The following is a 16,213-nucleotide window of genomic DNA, read 5'->3' on the forward strand; positions in this document are numbered from 1 at the left end:
CATCGGGAGCAAGCCCCCTCCCACACTTGGAATGCATTCCAATGTGGGGCTTGCTCCCGATTACAGATGACGCGGTCTACTGCCCGCTACGCATCAGCTCCCTAGGCACATACTTGCCAATCTCAAACTTGCCAATTGCCGCGCGGTGCACTTCGTCCGGGCCGTCGGCCAGGCGCAGGGTACGTTGCATGGCGTACATGTAGGCCAGCGGGAAATCATTGGAAACCCCGGCGCCGCCGTGGATCTGGATCGCACGGTCGATCACCTTCAAGGCCACATTCGGCGCTACCACCTTGATCTGGGCGATTTCGCTTTTCGCCACTTTGTTGCCCACGGTGTCCATCATGTACGCCGCTTTCAAGGTCAGCAGGCGCGCCATGTCGATTTCCATGCGCGAGTCGGCAATCTTGTCGATATTGCCGCCCAAACGCGCCAGGGGCTTGCCGAATGCAGTGCGGCTGACCGAGCGTTTGCACATCAACTCCAACGCACGCTCGGCCATCCCGATGGAACGCATGCAGTGGTGGATACGGCCCGGGCCAAGGCGGCCCTGGGCGATCTCGAAACCACGGCCCTCACCGAGCAAGACGTTTTCGTAGGGTACGCGCACGTTGTCGAAGAGCACTTCGGCGTGGCCGTGGGGCGCGTCGTCGTAGCCGAATACCGGCAGCGGCCGTACGATTTTTACGCCGGGTGCATCCACCGGCACCAGGATCATCGAGTGCTGCTGGTGACGCGGCGCATCCGGGTTGCTCAGGCCCATGAAGATCAGGATCTTGCAGCGCGGGTCGCAGGCACCTGAGGTCCACCATTTCTTGCCGTTGATCACCCACTCGTCGCCCTGGCGTTCGGCGCGGGCGGCCATGTTGGTGGCGTCCGAAGAAGCCACGTCCGGTTCGGTCATGGCAAAGGCAGAGCGAATTTCGCCGCGCAGCAACGGTTCGAGCCAGCGGCGTTTCTGTTCTTCGTTGGCATAGCGCACCAGCACTTCCATATTGCCGGTGTCGGGGGCGGAGCAGTTGAAGGGCTCCGGGCCCAGCAGGGAGCGGCCCATGATTTCGGCCAGCGGCGCGTACTCAAGGTTGGTCAGGCCGGCGCCCAGTTCGGACTCAGGCAGGAACAGGTTCCACAGGCCTTCGGCTTTAGCCTTGAGCTTCAACTCCTCCATGATTGCGGTGGGCTGCCAGCGATCACCTTCATTAACCTGGCGCTCAAACACTGGCTCGGCCGGGTAGACATAAGCGTCCATGAACGCAGTGACGCGTTCACGCAGTTCCTGAACCTTGGGCGAATAGGCGAAATCCATGAGCAGCTCCCTTCTTTGAGAGGTTGTTTAGGTCATGCATTCGATGCTAGAACAGCGTTGATAATTTACCTAGCCTATTCTCGGCGTGTATTAACATTCATCACCGATATATGATCGGCGTATGGACATCTAACAAGAAGAGCGCAACGAAATGAATCTGAGCAAGGTCGACCTCAACCTCTTCATCGTCTTTGATGCGATCTACACCGAAGCCAACCTGACCCGCGCCGGGCAGATCGTCGGCATCACCCAGCCGGCGGTGTCCAACGCCCTGGCGCGTTTGCGCGAGACCTTCAATGACCCGCTGTTCGTGCGCACCGCCCAGGGCATGGTGCCCACGCCCATGGCGCAGAACATCATCGGCCCGGTGCGCAATGCGCTGTCGTTGCTGCGAGTGTCGGTGCAGGAAAGCCGCATCTTCAATCCGCAGCAGGCGGCCAAGACCTACCGCATCAGCATGACCGACCTCACCGAGGCAGTGATCCTGCCGCAGTTGTTCCAGCGCCTGCGTCGCCTGGCGCCGACCGTGGTGATCGAGAGCTTCCTGTCCAAGCGCCGTGAGACCACCAAGGAGCTGGCGGCCGGGCGCCTGGATTTTGCCGTGGACGCGCCCCTCAACACCGACCCGCAGGTGCGCCATGTCAAGCTGATGGAGGACCGCTACGTGTGCGCCATGCGCAAAGGCCACCCGATGGCGGGCAAGGACAAATTCAGCCTGGATGACTACCTGTCGCTGACCCATATCCATATCTCCAGCCGCCGCAACGGCTTGGGCCATGTGGACCTGGCCCTGGGCAAAATGGGCATCCAGCGCAAGATCGCCCTGCGCTCACAGCATTACCTGATGGCCTCCCAGGTGTTGCAACAGACCGACATGGTGATGACCGTGCCCGAGCGCTTCGCCCGACGCCATGAACTGCACTGGTTCAATTTGCCGGTCAACGATGTGCCGCCGGTGGAAACCCATTTGTACTGGCATGAAAGCACCGACCAGGATCCGGCCAACCGCTGGATGCGCGAGCAGATGATCGAGCTGTGCCAGCAAGTCACGGCCCACGAAAAGAAACTGGATAAACAACAGGCGGGAGGCTGAAGTACTCACCCTGTGGGAGGGGGCTTGGCCCCGATGGGCTGCGCAGCGGCCCTTGACGTTTACGTCAACCTGACATTAGCTTAACGCCAAGACTTTCTTGAGCGCCCCCATGAGCACGACCTACAGCATCTCCGACCTCGCCCGCGAGCTCGACATCACCACCCGCGCCATTCGTTTCTATGAAGAACAAGGCCTGCTGGCCCCTGAACGCCGGGGCCAGGAGCGCATCTACTCGGCGCGGGACAAGGTCAGCCTCAAGCTGATCCTGCGCGGCAAGCGCATCGGCTTTTCCCTGGCCGAATGCCGCGAGCTGATCGAACTCTACGACCCTACCGGCGGCAACCAGATCCAACTCCACAGCATGCTGGCCAAGATCGCCGAGCGCCGTGAACAGCTTGAGCAACAGTTGCTGGATATCGAACAGATGAAGCTGGAACTGGACACCGCCGAAGAGCGCTGCACCCAGGCACTGGCGCACACCATGAGCCAAGCCGGCCAATAATCAGAAGGTAACTGCCATGTCCCTCCCCTCACACGTACGCCTGGTGGAAGTCGGCCCGCGCGACGGCTTGCAGAACGAAGCCCAGCCCATCAGCGTGGCGGATAAAGTCCAGTTGGTGGACGCCTTGAGCGCCGCCGGGTTGAGCTATATCGAAGTCGGCAGTTTTGTCTCGCCCAAATGGGTGCCGCAAATGGCCGGTTCAGCCGAGGTGTTTGCACAGATCCAGCGCAAGCCCGGTGTGACCTATGGCGCGTTGGCGCCAAACCTGCGCGGGTTTGAGGATGCGCTGGCGGCCGGGGTCAAGGAGGTCGCGGTGTTTGCCGCCGCGTCCGAGGCGTTTTCCCAACGCAATATCAACTGCTCGATCAGCGAAAGCCTGGAGCGTTTCGCGCCGATCATGGCCGCGGCCAAGCAGCACGGCATCAGCGTGCGCGGGTACGTGTCGTGTGTGTTGGGTTGCCCTTACGAAGGCGATATCGCGCCGCAGCAAGTGGCGGCCGTCGCCCGCGAGCTGTATGCCATGGGCTGCTATGAAGTGTCCCTGGGCGACACCATCGGCACCGGCACGGCCGGCGCTACCCGGCGCCTGTTCGAAGTCGTCGGCGCCCAGGTGCCACGGGACAAGCTGGCCGGGCATTTCCATGACACCTACGGCCAGGCCATCGCCAACGTCTACGCCAGCCTGCTGGAAGGCATCCATGTGTTCGACAGCTCTATCGCGGGGCTCGGCGGTTGCCCTTATGCCAAGGGCGCCAGCGGTAACGTCGCCACCGAGGATGTGCTCTACCTGCTCAACGGCCTGGGCATCGACACGGGCATTGACCTGGAGTGCTTGATTGGCGCCGGCCAGCAGATCAGCCGGGTGCTCGGGCGGCCCAGTGGATCCCGTGTGGCGAAGGCACGTAACGCAGGGTAGGTAGCACGGCTGTGACAATGTGTTACCGCACACCTACACAACGGGTAACGCGGGAACAAAATATGTCGCCTTTACTGAAAGATATTTCTCACAAAAAAGTTAACTTATTGATTTTAGAAGACTTTTAAAAGTTGGCACGCCTCCTGCTATCTCTATGGCATAACAAGAATAAAAAGCGCCAAACCTAATAAAAATAAGACGAAACGACTCTGACATAACAAAAACAACACGGCAGAGACGCAGCTAACAGATTTTTTTGGAGAAGATGTGCTTCGCAGGGTACGGCGTGCCGCAACCCGCAACCGGATAGAGAAAAATAAAATTACCTCAGGTAGCTACCCACTGGTTGGATCGTTTACGAAGAAGCAGGTCAGCGTTCAAAAAAATACGTTTGCTCTTGACCCCGGATGGGGGTCGCCAAAAATAGCGGTACGGGCCACGGCTACCAAAAACAACAACAGGCCGCCCCTCAATAATAAGAAAAGAGCACGCAACGACAAATTAAAGGGGACCTTCGGGTCCCCTTTGTGCTTCCTGGCCTTTGGTCATCCGCTGACTCATCGCATCCAAAATGTGCGAGCGGCGCACCGCCACTCCCAAATGGAGTGTGCGCTGCTAGGTAGATTGCTCGCGCAATTCCTCGATCGAAATCTCACGCATGCGAAACTTCTGGATCTTGCCCGTTACCGTCATCGGAAACTCATCCACAAACTTGAAGTGCCTGGGCGTCTTGAAGTGGGCGATGCGGTCCTTGCACCAACTCAGCAGTTCAAGCTCGTTAGCGACATGGCCGGGATGGAATCTGATCCAGGCGACGATTTCTTCGCCATAGCGCTCATCGGGGATGCCGATGATCTGCACGTCGGCCACCGCCGGATGGGTGAAGAAGAACTCTTCCAACTCCCGTGGGTACACGTTCTCGCCGCCGCGAATGATCATGTCCTTGTTGCGCCCGGCAATGCACACGTAACCCTGTTCATCCATGGTCGCCAGGTCGCCGGTGTGCATCCAGCCGGCGTCGTCGATGGCCTCGCGGGTGCCTTCGGGGTTGTTCCAGTATCCGAGCATCACGCTGTAGCCACGGGTGCACAGCTCACCTATCACGCCGCGCGCTACAGTGTTGCCGGCGTCGTCGATAATCTTGGTTTCCAGTTGCGGTTGGGTACGGCCCACCGTGGTGACGCGCCGCTCGATATCGTCATCGGCTCCGGTCTGCAGTGACACCGGGCTGGTTTCGGTCATGCCGTAGGCGATCTGCACTTCACCCATGTGCAGTTCATGGATGACTCGGCGCATCACTTCGATAGGGCATGTCGCCCCGGCCATGATGCCGGTGCGCAGGCTGGACAATTGGAACTCGGCCCGGCGCGGGTGATCGAGCATGGCGATAAACATGGTCGGCACACCATACAAGCCGGTGGCTTTTTCTTCGGCGACGGCGCTCAACGTCAACAGCGGGTCGAAACCGTCGTTGGGATAGATCATGGTGGTGCCGTGGGTGATGCAACCGAGGTTGCCCATTACCATGCCGAAGCAGTGGTACAGCGGCACCGGGATGACCAAACGATCCTGCGCAGTCAGGCCCAGGCTTTCGCCGACCATATAGCCGTTATTGAGGATATTGTGGTGGCTGAGGGTGGCGCCCTTGGGGAAGCCCGTGGTGCCGGAGGTGTACTGGATATTCACGGGTTGGTCGACGTGCAGGCTGGCTTGGCGGCTGTGCAGTTGCTCGGCCGGGACCCCGGCGCCCAGGGCTGACAGTTGCGACCAGGGCACGAATTCCGGTGGCGGGCTGGAGTCGAGGCTGATGAGGCCGCGCAGGTCCGGCTTGAGCGCCTGGACCATCGCGTGGTAATCGGAGGTCTTGAACGAACCGGCGCATACCAGCCATTGGCAGCCGGATTGCTTGAGCACGTAGTCCAACTCACTCCTGCGATAGGCCGGGTTGATATTGACCAGGATCACCCCGAGCTTGGCGCTTGCTACCTGGCAGATCAGCCATTCGGCGCAATTAGGCGCCCAGATACCCAGGCGGTCGCCGGTTTGCATGCCCAGGGCCAGAAATGCCCGCGCATGCAGATCGACCGTCTCGGCCAGCTGCCGCCAGGTGTAGCGTCGCTGTTGGTGTCGGACCACCAGGGCTTCGCCCTCAGCATACTGCGCGGCGGTGCGGTCGAAGGCCTGGCCAATGGTCATGGCCAGCAAGGTCTTGTCCTGGGAGCCACGGCAGTAGCTCTGATTCGGTTGCTCCATAACGACCCCTGTTGTCTTTTTTGTAGGTTGACGTATACGTAAACTACGATTGACAGCGCCGCAACGCAAGCTTACGTTAACGTAAAGGTGAGCGCCCTCCTCTGGCGCCCAACCCACACAACAACAAAGCTCACATTAAGGTGCCTGTCCATGAGTTACCCGTCCCTGAACTTCGCCCTCGGCGAGACCATCGACATGCTGCGCGACCAGGTGCAGTCCTTCGTGGCCAAGGAGATCGCACCGCGCGCGGCCCAGATCGACATCGACAACCTGTTCCCCGCCGACCTGTGGCGCAAGTTCGGGGACATGGGCCTGCTGGGCATCACCGTGCCGGAGGAATACGGCGGTGCCGGCCTGGGTTACCTGGCCCACGTGGTGAGCATGGAAGAAATCAGCCGCGGTTCGGCCTCGGTGGCGCTGTCTTACGGTGCGCACTCCAACCTGTGCGTCAACCAGATCAACCGCAACGGCAACCACGAACAGAAACTCAAGTACCTGCCCAAGCTGATCAGCGGCGAACACATCGGCGCCCTGGCCATGAGCGAGCCGAATGCCGGCTCCGACGTGGTCTCGATGAAACTGCGCGCCGACAAACGCGGCGACTGCTACGTACTCAACGGCAGCAAGACCTGGATCACCAACGGCCCCGACGCCAACACCTACGTGATCTACGCCAAGACCGACCTGGAGAAAGGCCCCCACGGCATCACCGCCTTCATCGTCGAGCGTGACTGGAAAGGCTTCAGCCGCAGCAACAAGTTCGACAAACTGGGCATGCGCGGCTCCAACACCTGCGAGCTGTTTTTCGATGACGTGGAGGTACCGCAAGAAAACATCCTCGGCGTGCTCAATGGCGGCGTGAAGGTACTGATGAGCGGCCTGGACTACGAACGCGTGGTGCTGTCCGGCGGCCCCACCGGGATCATGCAGGCGTGTATGGACCTGATTGTGCCGTACATCCATGACCGCAAGCAGTTTGGCCAGAGCATCGGCGAATTCCAGCTGATCCAGGGCAAGGTCGCGGATATGTACACCCAGCTCAACGCCAGCCGCGCCTATCTCTACGCGGTGGCCCAGGCTTGCGAGCGCGGCGAGACCACGCGCAAGGACGCGGCGGGCGTGATCCTGTACAGCGCCGAGCGCGCCACGCAGATGGCCCTCGACGCGATCCAGATTCTCGGCGGCAATGGCTATATCAACGAATTCCCCGCCGGCCGCCTGCTGCGCGACGCCAAGCTGTATGAAATCGGCGCCGGTACCAGTGAGATTCGACGGATGTTGATTGGCCGCGAACTCTTCAACGAAACCCGCTGAAGGAGCGCCCCATGGCCACCCTGCATACCCAGCTCAACCCGCGCTCGGCAGAGTTCGCCGCCAACAGCGCGGCGATGCTCGCACAGGTCGACGCCCTGCACAGCCTGCTCGCTCACGTACAACAAGGCGGCGGCGCCAAGGCTCAGGAGCGCCACACCTCGCGGGGCAAGCTACTGCCTCGCGAGCGTATCAACCGCTTGCTCGACCCGGGCTCGCCGTTCCTCGAACTCAGCCAACTGGCGGCTTATCAGGTGTATGGCGAGGACGTACCGGCCGCCGGAGTGATTGCCGGGATCGGCCGTGTGGAAGGCGTCGAATGCATGATCGTCGCCAACGATGCCACGGTCAAAGGCGGCTCCTACTACCCGCTGACCGTGAAAAAACACCTGCGCGCCCAGACCATCGCCGAGCAGAACCGTCTGCCGTGCATCTACCTGGTGGACTCCGGCGGCGCCAACCTGCCGCGCCAGGACGAAGTGTTTCCGGACCGTGAGCACTTCGGGCGGATCTTCTTCAACCAAGCCAATATGAGCGCCCAGGGCATCCCGCAGATTGCCGTGGTGATGGGCTCGTGCACCGCCGGCGGCGCCTACGTGCCAGCCATGGCTGACGAAGCGATCATGGTGCGCCAGCAAGCCACCATCTTCCTCGCCGGCCCGCCGCTGGTAAAGGCCGCCACCGGCGAGGTGGTCAGCGCCGAAGACCTCGGCGGCGCCGATGTGCACTGCAAGATCTCCGGCGTGGCCGACCATTATGCCGACAGCGATGAACACGCCCTGGCCCTGGCTCGACGCAGCGTGGCCAACCTCAATTGGCGCAAACAAGGTGAGTTGCTGCAACGCCCGCCCGTGGCACCGCTGTACAGCAGCGAAGAGCTGTACGGCGTGATTCCGGCGGATGCCAAGCAACCGTTCGATGTGCGCGAAGTCATCGCACGGCTGGTGGACGGTTCGGTGTTCGATGAGTTCAAGGCCTTGTTCGGTACCACCTTGGTGTGCGGCTTTGCGCACTTGCATGGCTACCCGATTGCGATCCTGGCCAACAACGGGATCCTGTTCGCCGAAGCCGCGCAGAAAGGCGCGCACTTTATCGAGCTGGCGTGCCAGCGCGGGATTCCCCTGCTGTTCCTGCAAAACATCACCGGTTTTATGGTCGGCCAGAAGTACGAAGCTGGTGGTATCGCCAAGCATGGCGCCAAGCTGGTGACCGCAGTGGCCTGTGCCAAGGTGCCGAAGTTCACCGTGATCATCGGCGGCAGCTTTGGTGCAGGTAATTACGGCATGTGCGGCCGCGCCTATGACCCGCGCTTCTTGTGGATGTGGCCCAACGCACGCATTGGCGTGATGGGTGCCGAACAGGCCGCCGGCGTGCTGGTGCAGGTCAAGCGTGAACAGGCTGAGCGCGCAGGCGCGGCGTTCAGTGCAGAAGAAGAAACCGCGATCAAGCAGCCGATCCTCGACCAGTATGAAACCCAGGGCCACCCCTACTACTCCAGTGCGCGCCTGTGGGATGACGGTGTCATCGACCCGTTGCAGACCCGCGACGTGCTGGCCCTGGCCTTGTCCGCCTCGCTGAACGCCCCCATCGAGCCGAGCCGCTTCGGCGTGTTCCGCATGTAAATGGAGCTGTATCCCATGAGCGATTTCAACACCCTCGAACTGATCACCGACAGCCGTGGCTTTGCCACGTTGTGGCTCAGTCGCGAAGCCAAGAACAACGCGTTCAACGCCCAGATGATCCGCGAACTGATCATTGCCCTCGACCGGGTGCAGGGCGACCCGTCCCTGCGCTTCCTGGTACTGCGCGGGCGCGGCAAGCATTTCAGTGCCGGCGCCGACCTGGCCTGGATGCAGCAGTCGGCCGAGCTGGACTACCACACCAACCTGGACGACGCCCGCGAACTGGCGGAGCTGATGTACAACCTGTCCAAGCTGAAAATCCCCACGTTGGCCGTGGTGCAAGGCGCGGCCTACGGTGGCGCGCTGGGCCTGATCAGTTGCTGCGACATGGCCATCGGAGCCGACGACGCGCAGTTTTGCCTGTCGGAAGTGCGCATCGGCCTTGCGCCAGCGGTGATCAGCCCGTTCGTGGTGCAGGCGATGGGCCAACGCGCTGCCCGTCGCTATGCCCTGACGGCCGAGCGATTTGGCGGCCAGCGGGCGCGGGAGATCGGCTTGCTGGCAGAGAGTTATCCGGCCGAAACCCTGGATCAGCAGGTGGACCAGTGGGTCGTCAACCTGCTGCAAAACAGCCCGGCGGCGATGCGCGCCAGTAAGGATTTACTGCGTGAAGTGGGCAACGGAGCCCTCAATCCCGCGTTGCGACGTTATTGTGAAAACGCCATCGCGCGTATTCGTGTGAGCGCCGAGGGCCAGGAAGGTTTGCGCGCGTTCCTGCAAAAGCGTGCGCCAAGTTGGCAGGCCCAGGAGCCGCGTTCATGAGCTCACTCACCACAATACTGGTGGCCAACCGTGGCGAAATTGCCTGCCGGGTCATGCGCACCGCCAAGGCCATGGGGCTGACTACCGTGGCCGTGCACAGCGCCATCGACCGCGATGCGCGCCATAGCCGCGAGGCGGATATCCGTGTCGACCTGGGGGGTAGCAAAGCCACCGACAGTTACCTGCAAATCGACAAACTGATCGCCGCCGCCCACGCCAGCGGCGCCCAGGCGATTCACCCCGGCTACGGCTTCCTCTCGGAAAACGCCGGCTTCGCCCGCGCCATCGAGGCCGCCGGCTTGATCTTCCTCGGCCCGCCCGCCTCGGCCATCGATGCCATGGGCAGCAAGTCTGCGGCCAAGGCCCTGATGGAAACGGCTGGCGTACCGCTGGTGCCGGGTTATCACGGCGAGGCCCAGGACTTGGAGACCTTCCGCGCCGCCTGCGAGCGTATCGGCTACCCGGTGCTGCTCAAGGCCACGGCCGGCGGCGGCGGCAAGGGCATGAAGGTGGTCGAGGACGTCAGCCAATTGGCCGAAGCCTTGGCCTCCGCCCAGCGTGAAGCGCTGTCGTCGTTCGGCAATGGGCAGATGCTGGTGGAGAAATACCTGCTCAAGCCGCGCCATGTCGAGATCCAGGTGTTTGCCGACCAGCACGGCCACTGCCTGTACCTCAATGAGCGCGACTGTTCTATCCAGCGTCGCCATCAAAAGGTCGTGGAAGAAGCCCCGGCACCGGGTTTGAGTGTGGAGCAGCGCAAGGCCATGGGCGAAGCGGCAGTGCGCGCAGCCCAGGCCATCGGTTATGTCGGCGCGGGCACGGTGGAATTTTTGCTGGATGCCCGGGGCGAGTTCTTCTTTATGGAGATGAACACGCGGCTGCAAGTGGAGCATCCGGTGACCGAGGCGATTACCGGCCTCGACCTGGTGGCCTGGCAGATTCGAGTTGCCCAGGGCGAGGCGCTGCCGATCACTCAAGAGCAGGTGCCGTTGATCGGCCATGCGATTGAAGTGCGGCTGTACGCCGAAGACCCGGCCAATGATTTCCTGCCGGCCACCGGGCACCTGGCGCTATACCGCGAGTCCAGCCCAGGCCCGGGACGCCGGGTGGACAGTGGTGTCGAACAAGGCGACGACGTATCGCCCTTCTACGACCCGATGCTTGGCAAGTTGATTGCCTGGGGTGAAGACCGTGAACAGGCGCGCTTGCGGTTACTGGGCATGCTCGATGAGTTTGCGGTCGGCGGGCTCAAGACTAACCTGGGTTTTCTGCGACGCATCATCGGCCATCCCGCGTTTGCGGCGGCCGAACTGGATACCGGGTTTATCCCGCGCTATCAGGATGAACTGTTGCCAGCGCCCGGTGCATTGAGCGATGCGTTCTGGCAGGCGGCGGGCTCGGCGTTTATGCAGAGCCTGCCGCTGGGTGAAGGGCCGTGGGCAACTAACCAGGGCTTTCGTACGGGCCTGCCTGCCGAGGTGTCGCTGCACTTGAGCTGCAATGGGCAGGATCGGCTGGTGACATTGTCGGGGCATACGCCGCTGCTGTGCGGCGAGCAGTTGCTGATCGAACACCAAGGCGTGCGCCGCGCTCATCTGGCGGTCCGCAGTGCAGGCAATCTGTACCTGCGTTGGGAAGGCGAAATGCATGCTGTCAGCTTGTTCGATCCGATTGCGGCGGTCGAGGCTGGGCAATCCCATCAGGGCGGCCTTACCGCTCCGATGAACGGCAGCATCGTGCGCGTGTTGGTGGAGGTAGGCCAGACCGTCGAGGCTGGCACCCAACTGGTGGTGCTGGAAGCCATGAAGATGGAGCACAGCATCCGTGCGCCCCAGGCCGGGGTGGTCAAGGCGTTGTTCTGCCAGGAAGGTGAAATGGTGGCTGAAGGCAGCGCGTTGGTGGAGCTCGAAACGACCGGCTAAAACCTGGCCGTGGCTTGCACCACGACACCCAGGAGGCGGCATTCGTCGGTGAGCAGTGCCTTGGGGTAAGTGGGATTGAGCGGCACCAGGTAGCGCTGGCCGCTTTCGTCCTGCAATTGCCGAAAGGTCGCCTGGGAGCTGCCAGCCCATTGGGCGACCACCAGTTTGCCGGGCTCGGGGTCGATGGCCGGGTCCACCAGGATCATCATCCCGGCACTGATACTCAAGCCCGTGGGCGCGGTCATGGCGTCGCCCGTTACCGGCAGCCAGAACGCTTCGCCTCGAGCGTGGTAATCGGTCAACTCGTAACGTCCAGCCCTATAGGCCGCACGCTCTTCGCGCAGCTCGCAGGCCTGCTTCCAATCGCTGACCGGGTAGCGGAAATAGGGGTTGTAGCGTTGTTCCAACGCAGGCTCCGTTGCGGCCCGCTCACGAATCTCGAGCGCCACCTCCAAGCCCCCCAACCCAAGCTCCGCCAGCACCCGATTCATGTCCGCCAGGCTCGGCACGCGGCGCTTGTTGAGCCAATGGCCGACGCCGCCCTGGGACATGCCCAGGCGCTCTGCCAGTTCGCCCTGTGTGACCTTGCGGTCTTTCATGCTGGCTTTGACCAACGCTATCCAGTTATCCATGGCGCCTGACAATACGGGGTGTGTTTCTCAGGGCAATAAACAGTTTGTAGTAATCCATAAAACGACATAAATACGATACGTACTATCATCAAGCCTAAGGATTTCGACACCCACCGGAGTACTGCCGCTCATGACGACCAGCCCGCATTCATTGCCCGAAACACCTGAACACGTTGAATTACACGACATGTGCAACAGCGGCGCGGCCCAACGCGCACTCGACTATTACTTGAAAGAAGATATGTCGTCGCCTGCCTCGGACGGCACGCTGTTCGCAATCAAGCCGGGCATCAGCCAGGAGGAAGCCCTGGTGCACGCCTCGGACCTGCTGCGCAGCGCAGCGGCAACTGCCTACGAATCAGCGTGCAGCCATCAAGGCAACCAGCGCGACCTGGCGTTTTCCGTGGTGTATTTGATCGACATGGCGAAGGCGATGGTGGAGCGATCGTTGCAAGGGCCAGGGGCTCAGGCAAACGCGTAACAGCCGCGAAAGAAAAATATTTCTATCCCACGGATAAAAACATTTGACTTGCAAATGATAATGATTATTATTGGACTCAGCTGATCGCGAGATCAGTCGATAGACCAAGGGACCTTAGGTCGGACTCTTGGAATATCTCCTCATCAGGCTAATCACGGTTTTTGACCCGGCTCTTTGGCCGGGTCTTTTTTTTGCCAGTTTCCCTGGCATGGCTTCAGGCTAATGAAGACTGTGTGTTGCTCGATGGCGCGCATGGTAGCAAAAGACTATCGCCCAAAGAAAGCCGCTCGACTGCTCTAGCCCGGATATTTGCGAATTAGCGCTTGAGAATCAATCTCATAGATTCTAAGCTGCGGCGGCGTCAGGGATGACGCCCCCTCCCCCATGCAACAATTTTGCATCCAGGTTTTACCTGACGCCTGTGTAATATAGCCGCCACATCACTCATATTCAGGCAACCAGACTATGACCGTGGCCTTGACCTCCATCAAAATCAGCACCGACTTCGACAGCGGCAATATCCAGGTCCTGGATGCCAGCGATGCCTATCAGTTGTTGCTGGCAATCAAACCCGATACCCGCAGCGATCACTTCCAATGGTTCCACTTCAAGGCCGAAGGCATGCACGTGGGCCATACCCACACCTTTCGCTTGAGCAACGCGGGTCGCTCGTCCTACAAGCATGCCTGGAGCGGCTACAACGCCGTGGCGTCCTACGACCATATCAACTGGTTCCGGGTACCGACGCGCTTTGATGGCGAGATCCTGCATATCACCCTCCAAACCCGGGAAAAGCACGTCTGGCTCGCCTATTTCGAACCCTACAGCCGTGAACGCCACGACTGGCTGATCGATCAAGCCCTGAAGTACGCCGGGGTCACCCTGCTCGCCACCGGCAAGAGCGCCGAAGGCCGTGATATACAACTGCTACGCCGCGGCAAAGGAGGCGAAGGCCGCCGCAAGGTGTGGATCATCGCCCAGCAGCACCCCGGCGAACACATGGCCGAATGGTTTATGGAAGGTGTGATTGAGCGCCTGCAACAGGATGGCGATGAAGAGCTGAAAAAGCTGCTAGCCGTGGCTGACGTGTACCTGGTGCCAAACATGAACCCCGATGGCGCCTTTCACGGCCACCTGCGCACCAATGCCATGGGCCAGGACCTTAACCGCGCCTGGCAAAGCGCCAGCCAGGAACTCAGCCCGGAAGTATTCTTCATTCAGGAGCAGATGGAAAAATACGGCGTGGACCTGTTCCTCGATATCCATGGCGACGAAGAAATCCCCTACGTTTTTACCGCCGGTTGCGAAGGCAACCCCGGCTACACCCCGCGTATCGAAGCCCTGGAAAAACACTTCCGCAGCCACCTGAGCCACCTGACCCGAGACTTCCAGACCACCCATGGCTACACCCGCGACCTGCCGGGCGAAGCCAACATGACCCTGGCCTGCAACGCGGTCGGTGAGAAGTATGACTGCCTGTCCCTGACCCTGGAGATGCCCTTCAAAGACAACGACGACGCGCCCAACCTGCGCACCGGCTGGTCAGGCGATCGCTCGAAACAGTTGGGCAAGGACGTATTGAGCAGCGTCGCCGATATCGTCGGCCTCTTGCGTTAACGATTTGTGGCGAGCTCGCTCGCCACAAAAGCCCATCAGTGCTTGGTGCCGGTCATGCTTTGCAATACACCATCGCGGCGGATCAAACCGTGGAACAACGCCGCCGCCAAGTGCGCCAGCACGGTGAAGAACAACACGTAGGCGAGATAGCCATGAGCCTTGCGCAACAGTGCAAACAATGGCGCATTCGCCCCCACCAGCGCGGGCAGTTGCACGCTGCTGCTGAGCATCACTGGGTCACCGGCTGCCGAAATCATTGCCCAGCCCAGCAACGGCAACACCAGCATCAATGCGTACAACAGCACATGGGAAGCCTTGGCTGCCAGCACTTGCCACACAGGCAAATCCGCAGGCAACGGCGGTTGTCGGGTGGAAAAGCGCACCACCAATCGCACGATCACCAGTGCCAGAATCGCAATCCCTAAAGGCTTGTGTAAGTGGATCAGCCACTCATGGCGCTCCGACACGGACGCCGCCAAACCGGCACCGATAAACAACATCGCGATGATCATCAGCGCCATCAGCCAGTGCAGCAGACGTGCCAGGGGTGCAAAAAAACGCGGTTGAGCATTCATGGCTTCGACTCCTGAGGGGCACTGTGCAACGGGCTGACTTCACCGGCGCGGCGCAGGTACGAACTGGCATACGCGGCCGAGCGTGCGGCCAGCAACGGGTCCTTGGAGGCCTCGATGCCACTGGGCAAAATCAGCGGGTAAAAGTTGATATCGCGGCAATCTCCATCCGCCTGTGGCTGGCTGCTTTGCAGCACCAGGGTGCCGGCGTTCAGCACCTTGTGCGCGCCGGTCCAGGTCTTGCTCGCGTCATCCAACGGGTCGCCAGGGTTGGCCAGGGTCATGTTCAACTGCCAACGCAGCGGCCCGGCGGCCAGGCGCCGCACCAGGTCTTGTTCCAGGAAATCACTGCCCGACGGCGCCGTATCACCCGTCGTGTCCTGGCTCTGCGGCACCACGCCCCAACGCACGGCCTGGCGCTGGCCATCGGCACCCACCAGGTAAAACGCGTTGATGCCGTTATAGGTTTCAGTCGCATAACTGGCCGACGGCTTGGCGGTCTTGACCCAGGCCAGGAACGGCGCCGTCTCCGGGTGCGCGGCAAAAAACGCGGGCATGCCCGCCGGGTTCGGCTTGCCGGTGGCGGGGTCTGGCGCGCCGGCCTTGAGCATCTGGTAGAACGCCTCGGGCGTGCCCACCGGGAACACCGGCATGCTGTTCATTCCAGTACGCCACTGCTGGCCGTTGGCCTGGCTGAACTGCACGGCAAAACTGCGAATCGGCACACTGCTGTCCGGCGCATAAGGGTTGCCACTGGGCAAGGCAAACCGGCCGATCACCGGGGTCTTGACCTCGCTGAACACCTGGGCACTGGAGTACGCACGCGCCTCGGCACTGCTCTCGAAATAACCGGCCACGCACACGCCCTTGGCATGGTTACGGCGAAACCCCGGGTGCACGCCGTTATTGGTTTCCAAGGCATTGACCAAGGTTTTTGGCCGCAGGCGTTGTGGGTCGAGAGTGCCGTTGACGTAGGCAAATGCCCCGGCGACAACGGCAACCACGGCGCCGATGCCCGCCAGGCGTGCGATCAGGCTCGCGGTGCTCAGCGGAGGACGGGGGGGTGATGAGTGATCTACCATGCAGGAACTCCAGGGCCAGAGGCCTTAGGGTGAAACATAAGGTCGGAGCATTAAGACGAACGCCGATTTGCTCTATTCCCTG

The 16,213-nt window shown here is 61.2% G+C and carries 14 protein-coding genes; 9 read left to right on the forward strand and 5 right to left on the reverse strand.

Annotation, left to right across the window (positions count from 1 at the left end; all coding sequences use genetic code 11):
• Window positions 1–76 precede the first annotated feature (76 nt).
• Window positions 77–1,306, reverse strand: a complete 1,230-nt coding sequence (locus FRT59_RS07110) for an acyl-CoA dehydrogenase (protein WP_153839270.1) — start codon at window positions 1,304–1,306, stop codon at window positions 77–79.
• Window positions 1,307–1,457: 151 nt separating this feature from the next.
• On the opposite strand from FRT59_RS07110, the gene FRT59_RS07115 reads away from it, so the two are divergent.
• The 3 genes from FRT59_RS07115 (at window position 1,458) to FRT59_RS07125 (ending at window position 3,817) form a co-directional block, all read left to right on the forward strand.
• On the forward strand, window positions 1,458–2,399 hold the full coding sequence (locus tag FRT59_RS07115; protein ID WP_034120317.1) for a LysR family transcriptional regulator: 942 nt from the start codon (window positions 1,458–1,460) through the stop codon (window positions 2,397–2,399).
• A gap of 109 nt (window positions 2,400–2,508) precedes the next feature.
• Window positions 2,509–2,901 (forward strand): MerR family transcriptional regulator, encoded by a 393-nt coding sequence (locus tag FRT59_RS07120; protein ID WP_034120318.1) that lies wholly within the window; start codon window positions 2,509–2,511, stop codon window positions 2,899–2,901.
• A 16-nt stretch (window positions 2,902–2,917) separates the two neighbouring features.
• Window positions 2,918–3,817 (forward strand): hydroxymethylglutaryl-CoA lyase, encoded by a 900-nt coding sequence (locus tag FRT59_RS07125; protein ID WP_034120319.1) that lies wholly within the window; start codon window positions 2,918–2,920, stop codon window positions 3,815–3,817.
• A 615-nt stretch (window positions 3,818–4,432) separates the two neighbouring features.
• Here the strand turns inward: FRT59_RS07125 and FRT59_RS07130 are convergent.
• Entirely contained in the window at window positions 4,433–6,070 is a 1,638-nt protein-coding gene (locus FRT59_RS07130) for an AMP-binding protein (protein ID WP_153870787.1), read from the reverse strand.
• Window positions 6,071–6,220: 150 nt separating this feature from the next.
• On the opposite strand from FRT59_RS07130, the gene FRT59_RS07135 reads away from it, so the two are divergent.
• The 4 genes from FRT59_RS07135 to FRT59_RS07150 are packed head-to-tail and all read left to right on the forward strand — an operon-like array spanning window position 6,221 to window position 11,747.
• Entirely contained in the window at window positions 6,221–7,384 is a 1,164-nt protein-coding gene (locus FRT59_RS07135) for an isovaleryl-CoA dehydrogenase (protein ID WP_153839267.1), read from the forward strand.
• A gap of 11 nt (window positions 7,385–7,395) precedes the next feature.
• Entirely contained in the window at window positions 7,396–9,003 is a 1,608-nt protein-coding gene (locus FRT59_RS07140; RefSeq protein ID WP_034120322.1) for a carboxyl transferase domain-containing protein, read from the forward strand.
• Window positions 9,004–9,018: 15 nt separating this feature from the next.
• Window positions 9,019–9,825: a gamma-carboxygeranoyl-CoA hydratase gene (locus FRT59_RS07145; RefSeq protein WP_153870788.1), complete on the forward strand. Its 807-nt coding sequence runs from the start codon at window positions 9,019–9,021 to the stop codon at window positions 9,823–9,825.
• Window positions 9,822–11,747: an acetyl/propionyl/methylcrotonyl-CoA carboxylase subunit alpha gene (locus FRT59_RS07150; protein ID WP_153870789.1), complete on the forward strand. Its 1,926-nt coding sequence runs from the start codon at window positions 9,822–9,824 to the stop codon at window positions 11,745–11,747. The genes FRT59_RS07145 and FRT59_RS07150 overlap by 4 nt, the downstream gene beginning before the upstream one ends.
• Here the strand turns inward: FRT59_RS07150 and FRT59_RS07155 are convergent.
• Window positions 11,744–12,379: a LexA family protein gene (locus tag FRT59_RS07155; protein WP_153870790.1), complete on the reverse strand. Its 636-nt coding sequence runs from the start codon at window positions 12,377–12,379 to the stop codon at window positions 11,744–11,746. The two genes, FRT59_RS07150 and FRT59_RS07155, sit on opposite strands and share 4 nt — an antisense overlap.
• 130 nt (window positions 12,380–12,509) lie before the next feature.
• Here FRT59_RS07155 and FRT59_RS07160 point away from each other — a divergent pair, with 130 nt between their 5' ends.
• Together FRT59_RS07160 and FRT59_RS07165 are read left to right on the forward strand one after the other, a co-directional pair.
• Window positions 12,510–12,860, forward strand: a complete 351-nt coding sequence (locus FRT59_RS07160) for a DUF6124 family protein (RefSeq protein WP_198809808.1) — start codon at window positions 12,510–12,512, stop codon at window positions 12,858–12,860.
• Window positions 12,861–13,325: 465 nt separating this feature from the next.
• The gene (locus FRT59_RS07165; RefSeq protein ID WP_153839264.1) at window positions 13,326–14,477 is read left to right on the forward strand and encodes a M14 family metallopeptidase; all 1,152 of its coding nucleotides are present in this window, start codon (window positions 13,326–13,328) and stop codon (window positions 14,475–14,477) included.
• 35 nt (window positions 14,478–14,512) lie between these two features.
• Here the strand turns inward: FRT59_RS07165 and FRT59_RS07170 are convergent, their stop codons facing one another.
• Together FRT59_RS07170 and FRT59_RS07175 are read right to left on the reverse strand one after the other, a co-directional pair.
• Window positions 14,513–15,052: a cytochrome b gene (locus FRT59_RS07170; protein WP_153870791.1), complete on the reverse strand. Its 540-nt coding sequence runs from the start codon at window positions 15,050–15,052 to the stop codon at window positions 14,513–14,515.
• A complete protein-coding gene (locus FRT59_RS07175; protein WP_153870792.1) occupies window positions 15,049–16,131 on the reverse strand; it encodes a catalase family peroxidase in 1,083 nt (360 codons plus the stop codon). The genes FRT59_RS07170 and FRT59_RS07175 overlap by 4 nt, the downstream gene beginning before the upstream one ends.
• Window positions 16,132–16,213 lie beyond the last annotated feature (82 nt).

It is taken from the genome of Pseudomonas haemolytica, from assembly GCF_009659625.1.
Classification (GTDB): Bacteria; Pseudomonadota; Gammaproteobacteria; order Pseudomonadales; family Pseudomonadaceae; genus Aquipseudomonas; species Aquipseudomonas haemolytica.

Excerpts from the sequence above, each read along its gene's own strand:
- FRT59_RS07110 (WP_153839270.1), bottom strand. The coding sequence starts at position 1,306 with ATGGATTTCGCCTATTCGCCCAAGGTTCAGGAACTGCGTGAACGCGTC.
- FRT59_RS07115 (WP_034120317.1), top strand. The coding sequence starts at position 1,458 with ATGAATCTGAGCAAGGTCGACCTCAACCTCTTCATCGTCTTTGATGCG.
- FRT59_RS07120 (WP_034120318.1), top strand. The coding sequence starts at position 2,509 with ATGAGCACGACCTACAGCATCTCCGACCTCGCCCGCGAGCTCGACATC.
- FRT59_RS07125 (WP_034120319.1), top strand. The coding sequence starts at position 2,918 with ATGTCCCTCCCCTCACACGTACGCCTGGTGGAAGTCGGCCCGCGCGAC.
- FRT59_RS07130 (WP_153870787.1), bottom strand. The coding sequence starts at position 6,070 with ATGGAGCAACCGAATCAGAGCTACTGCCGTGGCTCCCAGGACAAGACC.
- FRT59_RS07135 (WP_153839267.1), top strand. The coding sequence starts at position 6,221 with ATGAGTTACCCGTCCCTGAACTTCGCCCTCGGCGAGACCATCGACATG.
- FRT59_RS07140 (WP_034120322.1), top strand. The coding sequence starts at position 7,396 with ATGGCCACCCTGCATACCCAGCTCAACCCGCGCTCGGCAGAGTTCGCC.
- FRT59_RS07145 (WP_153870788.1), top strand. The coding sequence starts at position 9,019 with ATGAGCGATTTCAACACCCTCGAACTGATCACCGACAGCCGTGGCTTT.
- FRT59_RS07150 (WP_153870789.1), top strand. The coding sequence starts at position 9,822 with ATGAGCTCACTCACCACAATACTGGTGGCCAACCGTGGCGAAATTGCC.
- FRT59_RS07155 (WP_153870790.1), bottom strand. The coding sequence starts at position 12,379 with ATGGATAACTGGATAGCGTTGGTCAAAGCCAGCATGAAAGACCGCAAG.
- FRT59_RS07160 (WP_198809808.1), top strand. The coding sequence starts at position 12,510 with ATGACGACCAGCCCGCATTCATTGCCCGAAACACCTGAACACGTTGAA.
- FRT59_RS07165 (WP_153839264.1), top strand. The coding sequence starts at position 13,326 with ATGACCGTGGCCTTGACCTCCATCAAAATCAGCACCGACTTCGACAGC.
- FRT59_RS07170 (WP_153870791.1), bottom strand. The coding sequence starts at position 15,052 with ATGAATGCTCAACCGCGTTTTTTTGCACCCCTGGCACGTCTGCTGCAC.
- FRT59_RS07175 (WP_153870792.1), bottom strand. The coding sequence starts at position 16,131 with ATGGTAGATCACTCATCACCCCCCCGTCCTCCGCTGAGCACCGCGAGC.